The sequence below is a fragment of the Nonomuraea jiangxiensis genome (assembly GCF_900099965.1).
GTDB classification, from domain to species: domain Bacteria; phylum Actinomycetota; class Actinomycetes; order Streptosporangiales; family Streptosporangiaceae; genus Nonomuraea; species Nonomuraea jiangxiensis.
In genome coordinates, this window is sequence record NZ_FNDJ01000015.1 from 113,674 (window position 1) to 130,505 (window position 16,832).

Here is a 16,832-nt window from a genome sequence, read left to right on the forward strand (position 1 = left end):
GGTCGCCGCCCGCCCCATCGTGGCGGCGGGGCTTCTACCACTTCGGTCCTAACCGCACGATCGGCCCAGCGCCACGCTTTGCGTCAAGCCTCCTGGAGACCCTGTATGCCCACGGAACCTGATCGGGTGGGGGTCGCAGCCGGCGGGGCGTGTCCACCGAGGTGGTCCGTCGCCGAGGAGCGGATGGCTCACTAAACCCGATGATCGCCGTCAGGTGGATGGTTAGTCTCGCTCCTCGGTGGCGATCGGCTGTTCGAATTGTCGTTATTCAAGCGCGAACATGCCAAGGAGCTGAGACATGAAGCGAATGCTGGTTGTATTAACTGCTGCCCTGCTGACCTCTGCTTTCGTAGCCGCGCCGGCTCACGCCGATGATGTGGCGACGCGGCAACTCGTTGCGGGTCCGGACGTGGCCAAGCAAGTGGCGTGGTTCTGGCTTGCCGACGGAGCCGCCAACCTGAAGAACGCCACGCCCTACGCCGTGCAGACCGAGGTTCACGGCGAGCGCGCCTCCATCCCCGTCGTCCCGGATGGCAAGCCCGGCCTCACCGCGCCGGCTCTGGGCCCGACCGAGCCGAAGGGGAAGACGCCCACGACCACGGGCAAGGTGTTCTTCGTCGATGCCGACGGGCAGCCGTACTGGTGTACGGGCACCGCCCTGCAGTCGCTATATCGCAATCTCGTCGCCACGGCCGGCCACTGCGTGTTCCGCTCCAACGGCACCACGGTCGCCAACTGGGTCTTCGTTCCCGATTACGCCGACGGCGCCACCCCGTGGGGCCTGTACGTCGGAAAGCAGGCCTCCACCCACTACGAGTTCTACACGTACACCGACTACAGCCGCGACTTCGCCTTCGTGAACGTCTTCAGCGGCGTCGTCTCCTCCTCCGGCGTGCTGACCGACGCCGGCAGGCTGGTCGACAACGTCGGCGGGCAAGGCTTCGCCTGGAACCAGCCGGTACCCTCCACGATCGACGTCTTCGGCTACCCGGCAGGCCCCAACCCCGACGGGCGACGCCCCTACACCGGCCAGGACCTCGAATGGTCCACCGGACCCACGTCCACCATGACGCTGTCCGACCTCCCCATGAACCAGCCCATCGGCGTCGAGTCCCCGTTCACCGGTGAGGGCGCCCTCGGCTCCTCATGGCTGTACCGATACGGCAGTGACAACCGTGCCGGCTACCTCAACGGCGTCACGATCAGCGTCGCCGACACCGACGGCGACGACCGCTACGACACCGGCATCTCCCCGTATTTCGACGGCCAGGTGAGCGTGGTCTACCGTGCCGCTGCCGCTGTCTGGACCGGCTCCATCGCATAGACGGTAACCGTCATCAACCGCCCCGCTCCCGGCTTGCCTGGGAGCGGGATCAGACAGGACGAAACGCTGCTGGACGGTCATGAATAGTCGTCTTCGTCGTACTGCTCCAGGCGGAGTAGGGTGCGGATCTTTCCCACCGCCGGTTTCCCGTCGTGACGGGCGGCGTTCAGCACCTCCTGGATGAGCGCGTCGCGGGCGCCGGCACGCGCGGCCAGGAGCCAGTGCCGTTGCGCCTTCAGCGATTCGGCCTTGAGCTGCCCCACTGGCCCACGCACAGCCCTGGGCCAGGCGGTATCGGTCAGACGCCGGATCTGTGTCCTGTTCGCGGTGGCGACCTGCGCCGCTCGGCGGCGTAGCGTCGCGACAGGCTGGCCGCCGTTGATCGCCTGCTCGAGTCGCTCGAGCGCGATGTTGTACGGCCGCACGATGCCCAGATAACGCCGGGCCGCCTGATCCATGGTCAGCGGTGCCGGGTTCGGCGTCGCCCGCGGCGACGGAGTTACGGTCTCCACGCTCGGTTCGGGACTCGCGGCCGTGGGCGAAGAGAGGGCGACGTGCGATGTCGCGTCGACAGGGTCGCTTGAGCACCCGGCGACCATGGAGACGACAACCAGTGTTCCTGCAAGGATGCGCACAAGTCCGTCATTGATCCACTTAGCCGTCGGCATGTCAAGATGCTGAACCGCCCGTTGGCCGCCATGCGGCTGCGTACGGTTCGACCGGGCATGCTGCTGGAGCAGGTACGTAACAACGCGGAGTACGTGCGTGAGGTCGCGCTGCACCTGGACGTCGTCGAACCGCGCATCTACGACCTGCCGAACCTGTATCGCATCATCCTGACCGACGAGGTCGCGTACATCACCCTGTACGGCGCCATGCAACACGGCCGCAATTCGCTGTGCGCGGTCGCGCAACCGCCGGGGCTGCTCTACGGGCTCGCGCTCCGCATTTTCACCAGCACCTGGGAGGCCAGCGGCCACAGCTGAACCAGCAGGAGGAGAAAACCGGCCGGTGCGGGGCATCCTCCGAATAACTGGCCGAGGCCGGGACGCCCAGACGCCGACTGGATAGCCCGCCGCAGACGAGGCCTACTCTTTTCACGGCAATCGCGCTTAGGTACGTCAGCGACACCTCCTCCACAGCACGCGATTCACGTACCAACCGCCACCAGCGCGGCGTGGCCAGAGGCAGCAGATGTGCAGTGTCATGGCGCTGCGGACGTCGATCGTCAAGGTTGGGCTGACACGTCGGAAGTGACCAGCTCGACTTCGAAGCCGTCTCGGTCCTCTAGGTAGGCGGCGTAGTGCTGATTTCCGCCGGCGTAAGGGTGACGATCGGGGAACATCAAGGTCCACCCGTGTGCGGGTGCCTGTTCGACCAGGGCATCGAGTTGGGCGCGGCTTCCCACGCGAAAGGCCAGGTGGTTCAAGCCCGGGCGGCAGCGGTCGTGCCGATCGGCGCTGAGTGCGGGTGACTGTTCCAGAACCACATAGGTGGCCCCCAGACGCCAGCTCCGGCCATCGTTCCAGTCTTGGAACTGTACGTAGCCAAGCGCCTGCAGCAGCCATTGCCAGCTGGCGATGGCGCGCTGCAGGTCAGGGACCCAGATCTCGACGTGGTGCAGCATTCCGGTGGTGGCCTTGCCGTTCATGCCGCGACCCCTTCCAGACGAGCTTGCCGTTGATGAAGGTCGCGCCAGCGCGGACCAGCGCGACCAGGTGAGGAGCGTTCACGGCACGCCAGCGGGTGCCACCTGGATCACGCTGGCCGACCCGGCCGGCCATCCGTTCGACCTGTCGATTCCCTGATCCGGGTTCCCGTCGGGACAGGCAGCCGGTGGTCTTGATGTCGACGGAGTGGAACAGCACGATCGTGCCGCCGGTTACTCCCATGATGGCTGCGACCACGCCGATGCCGAACCCGGCCGGGCAGGGGCAGCGCGCCCAGGACAGAGGTGTGTGTGAGCACCGTCAGCGGCGCGAGCAGCTTGTAGAGGGTGGTGCTGCGCATTCGCACTGCCTAGATGCTCCTGCCCAGGGCGCCTGATTAGCTTTCACGCGCGGTCGGTCTCCGGCGGGCGGTCAGTAATAGCCCTTCTCGCCGTCGATCAGTTCCCTGATGGTGTCCAGGTGGCCGGCGTGCCTGGCGGTCTCCTCGACCATGTGGATCAGCATCCAGCGCAGGCTCGCTGCGGACGAGCGGTAGTCGGGGTGCTTGCCCACGTCGTCCAGCGAGTGGGCGGCGACGATCTCGTTCGAGATCTGGCACTGGCGCTCGTACTCGTCGAGGAGTTGCGCCAGCGGGACGTCCTTGACCCGCATGTCGGCGTCGTCCACGCTCTCGTCGAACTGCGGATTGCCGCTGGCGGGGCGGCCCAGGAAGATCACCTCGAACCAGCAGTGCTCGGTCCAGCGCATGTGTGACACCAGGCCCGCCACGGTCATGAGTGGTGAGGTGGGCAGCACCGGCCGGTAGGCGTTCTCCTCCGACAGCCCTTCGCACTTCCACTGGACGATCGCGCGCTGCGTGTCGAGCCAGCCGACGAGCTGGGTGCGTTCGTCGGCGACGAAGGGCGGGCGTATGCGAGGAATGCTCATGAGGGGCGATGCTACCGCCGCCACGATGATGGCTTTCCGGCTGTCTAGCAAAGGTCGGCGAGGCGACCAGCCAGGCTGGGCGTGGTCGGCGCGGCGGCGTTCTGCGGTCACTGCGGCCAGGCCGATGGCTTGCGCGTCTTTGCTGTCCACATCGGGCCGCACCTCGCCTGGCCGGGGCTTCGTGCTGTTCGCCGTTGTCTTAATGGGAAGTCAACGCGGGGAACACCATGGACGACCAGGCAATGCCTCCGAGAGAAACCCATCGCCGAGGGCCGGGGCGCGGTCAGTTGAAGACCTTGGTGAACCGGACCACCCGCCGGTCTGCGAATCAGTGATCGCGTGATTCTGCTCTGCGGGCCGCGAGTTCGTCGTTGGCTGCTGCCTCGATGCTGGTCAAGCGCGCGTGGACTTCGCCGAACTGTTCGTCCAGGCGCGTACGCAACTGCTCCAGGGCGGTGGTGGGGGCCTGAGCCGGGTGGACGTGCACCGTGGGCCGGCGGCGAATGCCGCGCAAGGCGAACACCGACAGCACGCCCCAGTACAGGACGGCGATGCCTGCGGCGAGCATGCGTCCGTTGGCCGGGCTGGCGCTGTAGACCATCGCGACGGTGCCGGCGCCGTACAGGACCCAGGCCAGCCGGGCGCTCCAGGAGGAGCCCGTCAGCCAGCAGAGCAGCCACAGGATCGGCCCGCTCAGCGCCCAGGCCGACCAGATCACCTCCGCCCCCGTGGGCAGGCCGGCGGCGTGGGCGGTGATGTACGCATGGACCGGCGTGGTGACGACCTCCGTCAGGTGCCAGTCGCCCACCCGTTCCAGAGCCCAGGTCCCGCCGGTGATCAGGCCATTGGACACACCCTCGACGAGGGCGCCCAGCACCGCTACTGCCAGCCACAGAATCGCGATCACCAGGAGGGCCACGGCCGCAACACAGACGCCGAGGACCGAGTACTTGGCGATCTCCGCCTCGCGTGGATCATCAGCGAACCGTTCTCGCGCCCATCCCTGGAGGCTTTGGTAGCGGTCGGCGACCCAGTTGACCACTTCGACCATGCGGAGTCTCCTTCACCGAAGGCTGGGATGCGGGTGTCCCTCGATGGTCTCCCGCACGCGAGGGTGCCGTCATGCGAACGTGCGGAACTCGTCGCAGAGCGTGACCGCTTTCGCTTTTATGTCCAGGCCGGAGCTTTCCCGGCCTGGACATGACGGGGCACCAGCCGGGACTACCGCGTCCCGGTGACATCGGGCCGGCCAGCCCCCGGCTGCGTGACGTGCTGCGGTGCGAGGACGTGCGGGTGCTGCTCGCCGCGCCGGGCCTCCCGTCCGTGACTTCGACGGCCCCCTGACCGGCGATCTGGAGGAGTTGATGGCGGCCGCCCCGGCCCCCGCTCCGGTGTCGCGGCGGCCGGGGCGGCTGGTGCTGCTCACCTCCGGCATCACCGGCGCGCCCAAGGGCGCACCTCGGCGGCCGCGCTGGTCGAGCCGTTCGTCTCGATGCTCACCACCGTCCCGCCGTGCGGTGGCGAGCCGATGCTCATCGCGCCGCCGCTGTTCCACGGCCTCGCACTGCTCTGGTACGGGGCCGCGCGCTGGTGTTCGGCTGCCCGGTCGTCCTCATGCGCCGCTTCGATGCCGAGGCCGTGCTCGACGTGCTGGCGGCCGAACGTGCCGGGGCGCTGGTGGCCGTACCGGCGATATTGGAGTGCCTGCTGGCCCCGCCGCCGAGCGCGCTGCCGGACCTGCGGGCGGTGGTGTCCGGCGGCTCGGTGCTGCACCCTGCCCTCGCGCCTTCAACGGGACACCAACGGCAAGGAGCTCAACAACCTCTACAACTCCACCGAGGTCGGCTGGGCGGCCCTGGCCACCTCCGCCGACCTGCGCGCCGCCCCGGACACCCGTCGGGCGCCCGCCGTGCGGGACGACCGTCCGCATCCCGGGCCAGGACGGGGCGGAGCAGCCGACCGGCGAGGTCGGCCGGGTCCTCGTGGGCGGCGGACTGACGCTGACGGCCCGGGGCGACGGCCTCGGCGGCCTGTTCGCGAAACCTGACGGGCAAGGTGGACCGGCGCAAACTCGTCCCCCAGGAGCCGTGACCCGCCGCGGCCCGGACGTATGCGCACCCCTCAGCCCTCCACCCCAGCGCCTCGCGTTGCCGCGGGGGGATTCGAAGCGGAGCCGACATCGGGGCGCACAACTGGCGCGGCCCGGCTCCACATCCGACGCACGGACGCCCGTAATGCGCAACCCGCGAAACCCCAGGGCCTGCGCGGCTATTCATTCCAAGTAGCCCCGTCGGGGCCTGGCCTTTCGTGGCCGCGAGCTGCGTCGATTCGGGGGCTCGCGTCGTGATCCGTGGATTGTCGGAGCGGCCCGATAAGGTCCCGCCATGGTTGACGCGACGGTGGCGTGCTCGCATGCCCGATCCCTGTGTGGCCGGCCCTCGGCGGTGCGGGCGTGAACACCTACCGGGCGGCAGACCCCAACGGCGACCGGGCGGCGGATGCGAACGCCCGCCAGGCGACGGACTCCAGCGGCCGCCGGGTGACGGACCTCAAGCGTGGCCAGGCGGTGGATCCGAACGGCGGTCGGGTGGCGGACCTCAAGGGACGCCGAGCCACGGATCCCAACGGTGGTCGGGCGGCGGATGCGAACGGCGGCCGGGTGCCGGACTCCAGCGGTCGCCGGGTGACAGGCCTGCAGGGACGCCGGGCGGCGGGTCTTAAGGGACGCCGAGGGACGGATCCTAACGTGTGGGACGGGCTGCTCAAGCTCGTCAGGGCCGGTGATACGGCGGGGACCTTGCGCGTGGTCACCGAGCTGGATGCGGGCGGGCGCAAGGTGGTTGCGGCGGCCCTGCCGGGCTACGTTGCCGAGCAGGGTCGGGTGGGGCGTTGGTGGGGCTGGCCAGAGCAGTGCGCGCCGCTGCTGGTGGCGGGGGTCGCCTGCCTGGGCGGACCGGCCGCGGTGGCGGAGTGGTTGTTCCGGCGGGAGCTGCGGTGGGCGCCCGACGACGATCCCGGCTGCCTGCTCGGCCTGCTGCGGCAGCGGCCGGCGGGGTGGCGGGCGGACCTGGCGCGCCGGGTGGCCGTCCGGGTGCGGCTGCCCGAGTTGCGGCATTGGATGCTGGCCGCGGAGCTGGTTCGGGACGCGGGGATCGAGCCGCCGGACGACGCGGCGTTCATGGCGGGCTGGCTGCGCGCGTTGAGCCCGGCCACGGCCGCGGGCGATCCGCTGTTCGCCGCCTACCGGGGGCGGATCTTCGAGATCGACGGCCTGGCCACGGCTGACCTGTGGAGGACGGTCGAGTCGGTCGTCCGGCTGGTGGCGGACGGGCTGCTGGAGCGGGCCGCGGTGATCGACGGGGTGGTACGGCGGCTGCTGCGGGACGGGGCGTCCGCACCGGTGCCGTTCGCGGTCCTGCATGACCGGCTCGATCTCGACCTCGATGAGGCGGCCTGCCGCGCCGCGGACTACGCCAGGCTGCTGCCCGCCGGGCCGGTCGCGGTGGCCGATCTGGCGCTGACGCAGCTCCGGCGGCTGGAGGAGTCGGGGCGGCTGGCGGAGGAGTTGTTCGCCGAGGCGGTGGCGGCGCTGGCGTTCCGGCCGGAGAAGAAGCTGCTGCGCGCGCTCGTCACCTGGGCGGGCGAAGCCGTGCTGCGCGACGCCGGGCGGGTGCCGGCCGTGCTGCGGGCGATGGCGTCGATCTTCACGCAGGACATGCTCGCCCTGCAGGAGCAGGCCGTGCGACTGGCCCTCACGGTCGCACCGCAGGCCGACCCGGACGCCCGCGAGGTGGTCAGGGAGGCGGCGGGTGCGCTGCCGGCGGAGCTCCGGGGATTGATCGCGGCGGTGTACGGGGACGGGGCCGCTGCGGAGGCGGCCCACGCTGCGTCGCCTCATGCTGCGTCGTCCCACGCTGCGTCGTCTCATGCTGCGTCGTCTCACGGTGCATCGCCTCACGCCGGGGCGACCCCGGCTGGGGTGCTCCCCGTTGGGATGGCCCCTGCTGGGGTGCTCCCCGTCGGGGCGATCGCCGTGGGGGCAGCCCCCACTGAGGCAGCTCCTGTCGGGGCGATTGCCGCCGGGGCAGCCCCCACTGAGGGAGTCCCTGTCGGGGCGGTCGTCCAGTCGCAGTCGCACACTTCCGCATTGACACCGTCGCCGCCTGACACGACCCCACGGACGGTCGGGGGTGTGCCAGGCGTGACCCCGCTGGCGGCTCGGGGTGTGCCGGGCGTGGGCCCGTTGGTGGGCGGGGGTGTGCCCGGAGCGGGCTCGTTGGCGGGCGAAGACGTGTTGGGCGAAGGTGCGTTGGGTGGGGGTTCGTTGGTGACTGGGGGTGTGGCGGGCACGGCTCCGTCGGTGGGTGGGGGGCTGGCGGGTACGGGCACGTTGGCGGGTGGGGGCGTGCTGGGTGCGGCTTCGTTGGTGGGTGGACGTGTGGCGGGTACGGGCACGTTGGGGGCGGGTGGGGGTGTGTTGGGTGCGGCCTCGTTGATACGGGGGCGTGGGGCTGGCGTGGTCGCGGTGACCGGCGGGGGCGTGGTGGGGCTGCCTGGGCCCGTCGCCTCCCCTGAGGAGCTCGCCCGTGAGATCGCCGACTTCGACTGGCCGCCCGACGTCTACGCCTACGAACGCCTCCTGGCCGGGCTGGCGGAATGGTCGCACCGGGCGCCCTGGGCGTTGCGCGAAGCGTTGCGGGCCTGGTGGCGGCCGTTCAATCCGGAGGACTACGGGCACTACGGCAGCGAGATCGACGAGGGGCTCGTGGCCGTGGTGCGCCGGGCCTTCCTGGCGTTCGCCTCGCCGGACAACAGCAAGGCTCTTTCGGCGGAGAGCACGACGAAGCGGTGGCGGCCACGGGCTCCCGGGGCGCTTGACCGGATCTACCTGCAGCGGGCGCGGGAGCTGGTGACGGCGTTCGAGCAGGGCACGGGTTACCCGGTGCTGCTGGCCACGCCTACGCGGGGCACCGGGCACGTCGATCCCGGGGTGCTGCTCGACCGGATCGAGCTGCTGGAGGCCGGCGGGGTCGCGGCGCTGCCGGCCGACCTGGCTCAGGCACTGCTCCGGCTGCCACGTGAGGTCGGTGCCGCCTACGTTCGGCGGGCCGGGCGGCTGACCTCGGAGGCGGGGCGGACGTGCGCGGCCTGGATGCGCGGCGGCGGCCTGGCCGATCCCCGGGTGACCGTGTTCGTACGCGCGCAGCACGGCCGGGCCGGTCTGTGGGCCGAGCTCGCCCCGCCGCCTGCTGAGTTACCGGCGGCGATTCGGGGGCTGTTCGAGCTGCAGACCGGCCACACGTACACCCTCGGCTGGTGGCCCCTTGTCCTGCCCTCGCATCGGGAGCTGGTGGCGGCGCACCTGTCCTGCTATCTGCCGGCGTCGATGACGAGTGCCGACGGCCAGACGGCGGTGCTGGCGAGCGTGGTGCACGGCGACGGCCCGTTGGGCACGGGCATGGCGCACGCGCTGGCCTGCGGCATGGGTCACGAGAACGCCGCCGACCGCGCCGCTGCCACCGACGCGCTGCTCACCTTGGCGGCGCGGCGGGAGGTGCCGGTGGCGGCGCTGGCGGAGGCGGTGACGGCACTGGTACGGGCCGACTTCCTCAAGCTCAACCGGGTGGTCGCGGTGCTCGACGACGCCACACAGGCCGGAGCCCACGAGGTGGTGTGGGAGGTGGTCGTACGGGTGCTGCCGGGGTTGTTACCCGCGGAAGGGGAGCGGCCGCGGGCCGGGGCCGCCGACCTGCTGGCGGCCGGTGCTCGGGCGGCCAGGATCGCGGGAGTACGGGCGGAGGTGCCGGAGGTGGAGGCGGTGGCGGCCCGCAAGGGGTCGAGCAGGCTTGTGCAGGAGGCGCGGCGCTTACGGCATCTGATCGCCGCACCTAGGTGATTGATCTACATCGTAAAGGCGCGCGCCGGGTCGAGTGACGAAGTCGGCCCAGCGGCCCAGCGGCGACGGCCATCGGCCCCGTGGTGGCTCAGACCCCGGTGGTGACGGTCAGACCCCGGTGACGACGGTTTGGACCCCGGTGGTGTCGGCTATCGGCCCCGGTGGTAACGACTACTGGGGGTGACGGCCGTCTTCCCCTCCGGTGGTGACGGCTGTCTCCCCGGGGGGTGCCCCCGGTGTGGTGCCGGTCATCGGGCCCGGTGGTGACGGCCACCCACATCTGCGCGGTGGTGGCGACCGTCGGCGCCGTAGGTAAGCCGAAGGCGGATTCAAGGGTCGGAGGGCTGCGGGGCTGTTGTTGCAAAGTTCGCCGTGTGGTGTGGCCGGGCGGGCGGCAGGCGCGGCCCGGGGGTCAGAACGTGGCCGGGAGATCGCCCGGCGGTGCGGCGTCGTCCCATGTGGGATCGCGGAGGTGGGCCAGGTCGGCCTCCATCCGGGTGGCGGCCTCGGTCAGCGCGGGCAGGACGTCGCGCAGCAGGTCGGCCGGGGTGGCGCGGCTGGCGTGGGTGGCGACGTTGACGGCCGCCACCGTCCGCCCGCCGGGGCCGCGTACGGGCACCGCGATCGAGCGCACCCCCTCCTCCAGCTCCTGGTCAACCAGCGCGTAGCCGTCGGCGGCGGCCTGCCGGACGGCGGCGGCCAGCTCGGCGGGGGAGGTGACGGTGTAGCGCGACAGCGGCCGAGGGACGATCGCCGCCAGCCGTTCGGCGGGCTGGTCGGCCAGCAGCACCCGGCCCATCGAGGTGGCGTAGGCGGGAAAGTGGGTGCCGACGGTGATGTTCACGCTCATGATGCTCACCGTGGGCACCCGGGCCACGTAGACGACGTCGTCGCCGGACAGCACCGCGACCGAGGCCGACTCGCGCACCCGCGCCACCAGGTCGGCCAGGTGCGGCTGGACGATCTCGCCCAGGGTGCGGGCCGACAGGTGGGCGTAGCCGAGCTCCAGCACCTTGGGCAGCAGCAGGTGCCGGTTGCCGTCGGCGGCGGCGTAGCCGAGGCGTTCGAGCGTGTGGACCGCCCGCCGCACGGTGGCGCGGGGCAGGCCGGTGACCCGGGCGGCGCCGGCGAGGCTCACCCCGCCGACGGCCGAGCCGAGCGCGACCAGCACCGCCAGGCCCCGGGCCAGCGACTGCAGGCCGCCCTCGCCCGGGTCGGGGGCGCGGGCGGCCGGGCGGGGCTCGGGCGGCGGGCCGGCCAGTGCGGCCTCCATGCGCTTGACGGTTTCCCGCATGCGAGGCAGCGCGTACGCGGCCAGCCCCGCGACCGTGTGCCTGCTGGTGTGGCTGACCACGCTCAGCGCGCAGGCGGCCTTGCCGTCCGGGCCGCGTACGGGCAGCGCGACCGCGATCAGCCCCGGCTCGATGAGCTGATCGTCCTCGGCCCACGGCGCTGCCGGGTCGAGCAGCGCCAGCCCGGCCGCGCACCGGTCGGCGGGCAGTTGGTCGCCGACCCGGAAGACGATCGACATCGTGCGCCGCCGGGCGAACTGCGCGATGAAGCGCACCGCGTCGCCGTCCCGCACGGCCAGCGACACCGACTCCTTCAGCTCGCGGGCCAGCTCGCAGGCCGCCGGGGCGAGCGCGTCGCGCAGGCCGCCGCAGGTCAGATAGGCCTCGCCGAGCTCCATCAGGCGCGGCGCGAGCAGCACGTCGCGCCCGTCGATCCGCAGGTAGCCCAGCCCGGCGAGGGTGGCCAGCGCCCGGTCGACCGTGGCGCGGGCCAGGCCGGTGGCGCGGACCAGGTCCGTGGCGCGGGTGCCCCGGCCTGGGGCGGCGGCGCAGGCGCGCAGCACCATCAGCCCGCGCTCCAGGGTTCCGGCCGGTTCCATCGATCCCCTTTCTTGCGAAGGTGCTTTGACACGGGCGCCTTCGCGTGAACATACTCGATCGCACAATAACGAACTTAAGTTCGCTGAGCGAACACATTGGCTGAACGGAGCGTCGTGCGGAGAGACAAGGTGGTCGCGACGGCCGAGGAGGCGCTGGCGGGCGTGCGCGACGGCGCGTCGTTCGCGGTCGGCGGCTTCGGCCTCAGCGGCATCCCGAACATCCTGATCCGAGCCCTCTACGACAGCGGCGTCACCGGCATCGGCGTGGTGTCGAACAACTGCGGCGTCGACGGCGGCGGCCTGGGCGTGCTGCTGGCGGCCGGTCGCATCGCCCGGGTGACCGCCTCCTACATCGGCGACAACAAGGAGTTCGCCCGGCAATACCTGGCGGGCGAGCTGGAGGTCGAGCTGACCCCGCAGGGCAGCCTGGCCGAGCGGCTGCGCGCCGGCGGCGCGGGCGTTCCCGCCTTCTACACCCCCGCCGGAGTCGGCACGCCGGTCGCCGACGGCGGCCTGCCGCTGCGCCACCACCCGGACGGCTCGATCGCCAAGGCCTCCCAGCCGAAGGAGGTGCGCGAGTTCGACGGCCGCGAATACGTGCTGGAGCACGCCATCACCACCGACTTCGCCCTGGTCCGGGCGGCGAAGGGGGATCGGCACGGCAACCTGGTCTTCGCCAAGGCCGCGCGCAACTTCAACCCCCTGGCCGCCATGGCCGGGCGGATCACGGTCGCCGAGGTCGAGGAGCTGACCGAGCTCGACCCCGACGAGGTGCACCTGCCGGGTGTGTTCGTGCAGCGGGTCGTGGTGCTCACCCCCGAGCAGGCCGCCGACAAGGCGATCGAGAAGCGTACGGTCTCCGTGGAAGGAGCCCCGTCATGAGCTGGAGCAGGGACGAGATGGTCGCGCGGGCGGCGGCCGAGCTGCGCGACGGCGACTACGTCAACCTCGGCATCGGCCTGCCCACCCGCATCCCCTCCTTCCTGCCGCCGGGCGTGGACGTGGTCCTGCACTCGGAGAACGGCATCCTCGGCGTCGGCCCCTACCCGGCGCCGGACGCGCTCGACCCGGACCTGATCAACGCGGGCAAGGAGACGGTGACCGTACGGGAGGGGGCCTCGTTCTTCGACTCCTCGCTGTCGTTCGGGATGATCCGCGGCGGCCACATCGACGTCGCGGTGCTGGGCGCGATGCAGGTCTCGGCCGGTGGCGACCTGGCCAACTGGATGGTGCCGGGCAGGCTGGTCAAGGGCATGGGCGGGGCGATGGACCTGGTGCACGGCGCCCGCAAGGTGATTGTGATCATGGAGCACACGGCCAAGGACGGCTCGCCGAAGATCGTCGAGAGGTGTTCGCTGCCGCTGACGGGGAAGGGGTGCGTGCACCGCGTCATCACCGACCTCGGCGTGCTCGACGTCACCGGCAACGGCCTGGCGCTGGTGGAGACCGCACCCGGGGTGAGCGTGGCCGAGCTGCGCAGCCGTACCGACGCGGAGGTGAAGGCATGAAAACCGTCTATGTCGTGGACGCCGTGCGCACGCCGTTCGGCCGCTACGGTGGCGCGCTGTCCGGCGTACGCCCCGACGACCTGGCCGCGCACGTGGTGCGGGCGGTCGCCGAGCGCAACGGGCAGGAGACGGTGGACGAGGTGGTGCTCGGCAACGCCAACGGCGCCGGCGAGGAGAACCGCAACGTCGCCAGGATGGCCGCGCTGCTGGCCGGGCTGCCGGTCACCACGCCCGGCGCGACGGTCAACCGGCTGTGCGGCTCCGGCATGGAGGCCGTCATCCAGGCCTACCGCGCCATCGCCCTCGGTGACGCCTCCGCGGTGATCGCCGGCGGGGTGGAGTCCATGACCCGCGCCCCGTGGGTGCTGCCCAAGCCCGACCGGGCGTTCCCGGCCGGCGGGCAGGAGCTGGTCTCCACCACGCTCGGCTGGCGGCTGGTCAACCCGAAGATGCCGCCCGAGCACACCGTGGCGCTCGGCGAGGGGGCCGAGCTGATCGCCGACCGGTACGGGATCGAGCGCGCGGAGCAGGACGCGTACGCGCTGGCCAGCCACCAGAAGGCGGCCAAGGCGTCGTTCGAGCGGGAGATCGTCCCCGTCGGCGACCTGGTCAGGGACGAGGGCATCCGCCCGGACACCTCCATGGAGGCGCTGGCCCGGCTCAAGCCCGCCTTCCGCAAGCAGGACGGCACCGTGACCGCGGGCAACTCCTCCCCGCTCAACGACGGCGCCGCCGCCCTGCTGCTCACCGACGAGGAGGGGCTGCGCGGGCGCGAGCCGCTCGCCCGGATCACCGCGAGCGCCGCCTGCGCGCTGGAGCCCCGCTATTTCGGCCTCGGCCCGGTCGAGGCCACCCGCAAGGTCCTGGCCAAGGCCGGCAAGGAGCTCGGCGACCTGACGACGGCCGAGCTGAACGAGGCGTTCGCCGCCCAGGTGCTCGGCTGCCTGGCCGAGTTGCCGGGCCTCGACCCCGCGATCGTCAACCCGGACGGCGGGGCCATCGCGCTCGGCCACCCGCTCGGCGCCTCCGGGGCCCGCATCACCGGTACGGTGGCCCACCGGCTGGCGGCGGCCGGCTCCGGCACCGGGCTGGCCACCCTCTGCATCGGCGTCGGCCAGGGCCTGGCCCTCATCCTGGAAAGGTAGGCACCATGCACCAACCCCACACGCAGGCCGACATCGACCGGGAGATTGCCGAGCTGCGCGGGGCCGGCGGCGGGGACCACCCCTCCCGTGACTACGCGCCCTACCGCAGCACCGCGCTGCGCCACCCCAAGCAGCCGCTGGTCGCGCTGAAGGACCCGGAGGCCGCCGAGCTGGCCGGGCCCGTCTTCGGCGTCACCGACGTGACCGCCTTCGACGCCGACCTGACCAGGCAGCACCTCGGCGAGCCGCTCGGCGAGCGCATCACTGTCACCGGCCGGGTGCTCGACCGCGACGGCCGCCCGGTACGCGGCCAGCTCGTGGAGATCTGGCAGGCCAACGCCTCCGGCCGCTACCTGCACCAGCGCGACGACCACCCCGCGCCGCTCGATCCCAACTTCTCCGGCGTCGGCCGGTGCCTGACGGACGCGGACGGCCGCTACACGTTCACCACGATCAAGCCCGGCGCCTACCCGTGGCGCAACCACCTCAACGCCTGGCGGCCCGCGCACATCCACTTCTCCCTCTTCGGTACGGCGTTCGCGCAGCGCCTGGTCACCCAGATGTACTTCCCGGGCGACCCGCTGTTCCCCTTCGACCCGATCATGCAGTCGGTCACCGACGACCAGGCCCGGCAGCGCCTGATCGCCGCCTACGACCACGAGCTGTCCAAGCCGGAGTGGTCCCTCGGCTACCGGTGGGACATCGTGCTGGACGGCCCCGCCGCGACCTGGAGGGAAGACAGCTGATGAACCCCACCCCCTCGCAGACCGTCGGCCCCTTCTACGGCTTCGCGCTGCCCTTCCCCGGCGGCGGCGACCTCGCCACCGGCGGGATCGTCGTCCACGGCTACGTCTACGACGGCGCGGGCGACCCGGTGCCGGACGCGCTGCTGGAGTTCTGGCAGCCCGGCCCCACGGGCGAGCTCCGCGGCCGGCCGGGTACGCTGCGGCGCGACCCGGTCAACGGCGCGGTGCTGGGCCGGGACGGCGTGGAGTTCACCGGTTTCGGCCGGGTGCCCACCGACCTCGACGGGCACTGGACGCTGCGGACGCTGGAGCCCGGCAACGGCTACATCAGCGTGTGCGTCTTCGCCCGCGGCCTGCTGCACCACCTCTACACCCGCATCTACTTCGGCCAGGACCGCTTCCTCGACTCGCTGCCACCCGAGCGGCGGCAGACCCTGGTGCCCGCGCTGGAACGCCCGGGCGTCCACCGCTTCGACATCCACCTGCAGGGCGAGAAGGAGACGGTCTTCCTCGACCTCGGATAGATCGCCGAGTCGTCGTAGGGGCTGTCATGACAGGCGTGCCGCATGCGCCCCCACTGGCCCCACTTCGACCATCCACACGTTCCCGGAAGGCGACGTGGAGTGCCGGGCGTAGGCGTGGCAGTTGTACGTGCGGGTCGCGTCGGTCTCCCGCGTGGCGTCGATGTAGGTGAAGTCGGCCAGGCCGTTGTACCTCGCGATCAGCGCCGGGCTGAGCTCGAAGGTCATCACGATGACGGTGACCGGCGTGCCCCTGGGGGTGTGTCCAGAAGGGTGATCGGGGTCGTCACGCTCCAGCGCCGCGTACCGGGACAGCAGCGCGGGGCCGGAGCCGGGGCGGCGCAGCAGCTCGGCGAGCCCGTTGAAGCGGGCGGCGACCGTCTCGATCCCGCGCTGAACGCTGTTGAACGCCGGCGCCTCGGCCGGCGGGCGGCGGCCGCTAGGAACGTTCGCCTGCTGAGCGGGGGGCGTTCGGCCATGGGCGTTCTCCCGTCTCGAATCACGCCTGCACAGCCTCCGGTACGCGAAAGCGGCCGTCCAGAGTAAGGGCACTACTCCGGCGTCCACCCGGACGCGGACCCGGCCACCCCGGTATTTCGCGAAATCCCCTGGTCACGGGCGACTCCACCACTGCCGCGACCGGGTACTCCGCTTGCTCTATGCGCCTCCTTACCCGCGTTCATAACATCCCCCACGAAATGGGTCAGGGTACGTCAAAGGAGGTAAGGAGACCGTGAAACGCCTCAAGACCGGCATCGTGGCGCTGGCCGCGCTCGCCGGGTTACTCGTGCTGCCCGCCACCCCGGCCAACGCCGCGATCGCCACCGTGTGCGCCTGGAACATTCCGGCCGGCTGGGTCAAGACCAACGACCACTGGGACCCCACCCGCTGCGGTAGCCCGACCGCCGTCATCGACAACATGTGGACCATCGAGACCTACTACGACAAGCCCATCGGCGCCTTCATGACCGTCTGCAGCGGCTGGCGGCCCACCGGCTGGATCACGACCAGCACCCGCTGGGACCCGACGCGTTGCGGGCACCCGACCGCGATCTACGACAACGTCTGGACCATCCGGCGTACCTTCTGACGGCACCCGGCGGCCCGGACCCGCCGCCCCGGCCAGGGGAGGCGGGTCCGGGCCGAACCGTGCGTGCTCACGACAACAGAACACCCACCTCGCCGGCGAACGCCCGGTAGATCA

18 protein-coding genes are annotated in these 16,832 nt (G+C 71.5%); 11 read left to right on the forward strand and 7 right to left on the reverse strand.

Features of this window, described 5'->3' with window-relative positions:
- Positions 1 to 298: 298 nt before the first annotated feature.
- On the forward strand, positions 299 to 1,324 hold the full coding sequence (locus tag BLS95_RS31015; RefSeq protein ID WP_090939315.1) for a trypsin-like serine peptidase: 1,026 nt from the start codon (positions 299 to 301) through the stop codon (positions 1,322 to 1,324).
- A gap of 77 nt (positions 1,325 to 1,401) precedes the next feature.
- Here BLS95_RS31015 and BLS95_RS54500 read toward each other — a convergent pair whose 3' ends face one another.
- On the reverse strand, positions 1,402 to 1,992 hold the full coding sequence (locus BLS95_RS54500; RefSeq protein ID WP_143043927.1) for a hypothetical protein: 591 nt from the start codon (positions 1,990 to 1,992) through the stop codon (positions 1,402 to 1,404).
- Positions 1,993 to 1,998: 6 nt separating this feature from the next.
- Between BLS95_RS54500 and BLS95_RS31025 the strand changes: the two genes are divergently transcribed.
- Positions 1,999 to 2,310: a hypothetical protein gene (locus BLS95_RS31025; RefSeq protein WP_090939321.1), complete on the forward strand. Its 312-nt coding sequence runs from the start codon at positions 1,999 to 2,001 to the stop codon at positions 2,308 to 2,310.
- Positions 2,311 to 2,552: 242 nt separating this feature from the next.
- On the opposite strand, the gene BLS95_RS31030 is transcribed toward BLS95_RS31025, so the two are convergent.
- Complete coding sequence (locus BLS95_RS31030; RefSeq protein ID WP_090939324.1) at positions 2,553 to 2,975, reverse strand: VOC family protein; 423 nt, start codon at positions 2,973 to 2,975, stop codon at positions 2,553 to 2,555.
- Here BLS95_RS31030 and BLS95_RS55930 point away from each other — a divergent pair.
- Complete coding sequence (locus BLS95_RS55930) at positions 2,959 to 3,132, forward strand: hypothetical protein (RefSeq protein ID WP_176993449.1); 174 nt, start codon at positions 2,959 to 2,961, stop codon at positions 3,130 to 3,132. The genes BLS95_RS31030 and BLS95_RS55930 overlap by 17 nt on opposite strands.
- Positions 3,133 to 3,405: 273 nt before the next feature.
- Here the strand turns inward: BLS95_RS55930 and BLS95_RS31040 are convergent, their stop codons facing one another.
- Together BLS95_RS31040 and BLS95_RS31045 are read right to left on the reverse strand one after the other, a co-directional pair.
- Positions 3,406 to 3,921, reverse strand: a complete 516-nt coding sequence (locus BLS95_RS31040; RefSeq protein WP_090939327.1) for a DinB family protein — start codon at positions 3,919 to 3,921, stop codon at positions 3,406 to 3,408.
- Positions 3,922 to 4,249: 328 nt separating this feature from the next.
- Positions 4,250 to 4,972 carry a hypothetical protein gene (locus BLS95_RS31045; RefSeq protein ID WP_090939331.1) on the reverse strand — a complete coding sequence of 241 codons (723 nt, stop codon included), beginning with the start codon at positions 4,970 to 4,972 and terminating at the stop codon, positions 4,250 to 4,252.
- Positions 4,973 to 5,121: 149 nt separating this feature from the next.
- On the opposite strand from BLS95_RS31045, the gene BLS95_RS55935 reads away from it, so the two are divergent.
- Entirely contained in the window at positions 5,122 to 5,265 is a 144-nt protein-coding gene (locus BLS95_RS55935) for a hypothetical protein (protein WP_176993460.1), read from the forward strand.
- Between the two features lie 90 nt (positions 5,266 to 5,355).
- On the opposite strand, the gene BLS95_RS55940 is transcribed toward BLS95_RS55935, so the two are convergent.
- On the reverse strand, positions 5,356 to 5,694 hold the full coding sequence (locus tag BLS95_RS55940; protein WP_090939334.1) for a hypothetical protein: 339 nt from the start codon (positions 5,692 to 5,694) through the stop codon (positions 5,356 to 5,358).
- Positions 5,695 to 6,373: 679 nt separating this feature from the next.
- Between BLS95_RS55940 and BLS95_RS31055 the strand changes: the two genes are divergently transcribed.
- Entirely contained in the window at positions 6,374 to 9,817 is a 3,444-nt protein-coding gene (locus BLS95_RS31055; protein WP_143043929.1) for a hypothetical protein, read from the forward strand.
- A gap of 412 nt (positions 9,818 to 10,229) precedes the next feature.
- On the opposite strand, the gene BLS95_RS59585 is transcribed toward BLS95_RS31055, so the two are convergent.
- The gene (locus tag BLS95_RS59585) at positions 10,230 to 11,708 is read right to left on the reverse strand and encodes an IclR family transcriptional regulator domain-containing protein (RefSeq protein WP_090939339.1); all 1,479 of its coding nucleotides are present in this window, start codon (positions 11,706 to 11,708) and stop codon (positions 10,230 to 10,232) included.
- A gap of 114 nt (positions 11,709 to 11,822) precedes the next feature.
- On the opposite strand from BLS95_RS59585, the gene BLS95_RS31065 reads away from it, so the two are divergent.
- From BLS95_RS31065 to BLS95_RS31085, 5 genes are read left to right on the forward strand one after another with little or no spacing between them, the layout of a single operon-like run.
- Entirely contained in the window at positions 11,823 to 12,590 is a 768-nt protein-coding gene (locus BLS95_RS31065; RefSeq protein WP_090939342.1) for a CoA transferase subunit A, read from the forward strand.
- Positions 12,587 to 13,216 carry a CoA transferase subunit B gene (locus BLS95_RS31070; RefSeq protein ID WP_090939345.1) on the forward strand — a complete coding sequence of 210 codons (630 nt, stop codon included), beginning with the start codon at positions 12,587 to 12,589 and terminating at the stop codon, positions 13,214 to 13,216. Before BLS95_RS31065 ends, BLS95_RS31070 begins: the two co-directional genes overlap by 4 nt.
- Positions 13,213 to 14,361: a thiolase family protein gene (locus BLS95_RS31075; RefSeq protein ID WP_090939347.1), complete on the forward strand. Its 1,149-nt coding sequence runs from the start codon at positions 13,213 to 13,215 to the stop codon at positions 14,359 to 14,361. Before BLS95_RS31070 ends, BLS95_RS31075 begins: the two co-directional genes overlap by 4 nt.
- A 5-nt stretch (positions 14,362 to 14,366) precedes the next feature.
- The gene (pcaH, locus tag BLS95_RS31080) at positions 14,367 to 15,107 is read left to right on the forward strand and encodes a protocatechuate 3,4-dioxygenase subunit beta (RefSeq protein WP_090939350.1); all 741 of its coding nucleotides are present in this window, start codon (positions 14,367 to 14,369) and stop codon (positions 15,105 to 15,107) included.
- Positions 15,107 to 15,631 (forward strand): peptidase associated/transthyretin-like domain-containing protein, encoded by a 525-nt coding sequence (locus tag BLS95_RS31085; RefSeq protein ID WP_176993461.1) that lies wholly within the window; start codon positions 15,107 to 15,109, stop codon positions 15,629 to 15,631. Before pcaH ends, BLS95_RS31085 begins: the two co-directional genes overlap by 1 nt.
- 24 nt (positions 15,632 to 15,655) lie before the next feature.
- On the opposite strand, the gene BLS95_RS31090 is transcribed toward BLS95_RS31085, so the two are convergent.
- The gene (locus BLS95_RS31090) at positions 15,656 to 16,180 is read right to left on the reverse strand and encodes a hypothetical protein (RefSeq protein ID WP_090939353.1); all 525 of its coding nucleotides are present in this window, start codon (positions 16,178 to 16,180) and stop codon (positions 15,656 to 15,658) included.
- 181 nt (positions 16,181 to 16,361) lie between these two features.
- On the opposite strand from BLS95_RS31090, the gene BLS95_RS31095 reads away from it, so the two are divergent.
- A complete protein-coding gene (locus tag BLS95_RS31095) occupies positions 16,362 to 16,718 on the forward strand; it encodes a hypothetical protein (RefSeq protein WP_090939355.1) in 357 nt (118 codons plus the stop codon).
- Positions 16,719 to 16,832 lie beyond the last annotated feature (114 nt).

What these genes read in the sequence shown, in the direction of transcription:
- BLS95_RS31015 (WP_090939315.1), top strand. Translation starts at nt 299, where the DNA reads ATGAAGCGAATGCTGGTTGTATTAACTGCTGCCCTGCTGACCTCTGCT.
- BLS95_RS54500 (WP_143043927.1), bottom strand. Translation starts at nt 1,992, where the DNA reads ATGCCGACGGCTAAGTGGATCAATGACGGACTTGTGCGCATCCTTGCA.
- BLS95_RS31025 (WP_090939321.1), top strand. Translation starts at nt 1,999, where the DNA reads ATGCTGAACCGCCCGTTGGCCGCCATGCGGCTGCGTACGGTTCGACCG.
- BLS95_RS31030 (WP_090939324.1), bottom strand. Translation starts at nt 2,975, where the DNA reads ATGAACGGCAAGGCCACCACCGGAATGCTGCACCACGTCGAGATCTGG.
- BLS95_RS31040 (WP_090939327.1), bottom strand. Translation starts at nt 3,921, where the DNA reads ATGAGCATTCCTCGCATACGCCCGCCCTTCGTCGCCGACGAACGCACC.
- BLS95_RS31045 (WP_090939331.1), bottom strand. Translation starts at nt 4,972, where the DNA reads ATGGTCGAAGTGGTCAACTGGGTCGCCGACCGCTACCAAAGCCTCCAG.
- BLS95_RS55935 (WP_176993460.1), top strand. Translation starts at nt 5,122, where the DNA reads ATGACGGGGCACCAGCCGGGACTACCGCGTCCCGGTGACATCGGGCCG.
- BLS95_RS59585 (WP_090939339.1), bottom strand. Translation starts at nt 11,708, where the DNA reads ATGGAACCGGCCGGAACCCTGGAGCGCGGGCTGATGGTGCTGCGCGCC.
- BLS95_RS31070 (WP_090939345.1), top strand. Translation starts at nt 12,587, where the DNA reads ATGAGCTGGAGCAGGGACGAGATGGTCGCGCGGGCGGCGGCCGAGCTG.
- BLS95_RS31075 (WP_090939347.1), top strand. Translation starts at nt 13,213, where the DNA reads ATGAAAACCGTCTATGTCGTGGACGCCGTGCGCACGCCGTTCGGCCGC.
- pcaH (WP_090939350.1), top strand. Translation starts at nt 14,367, where the DNA reads ATGCACCAACCCCACACGCAGGCCGACATCGACCGGGAGATTGCCGAG.
- BLS95_RS31085 (WP_176993461.1), top strand. Translation starts at nt 15,107, where the DNA reads ATGAACCCCACCCCCTCGCAGACCGTCGGCCCCTTCTACGGCTTCGCG.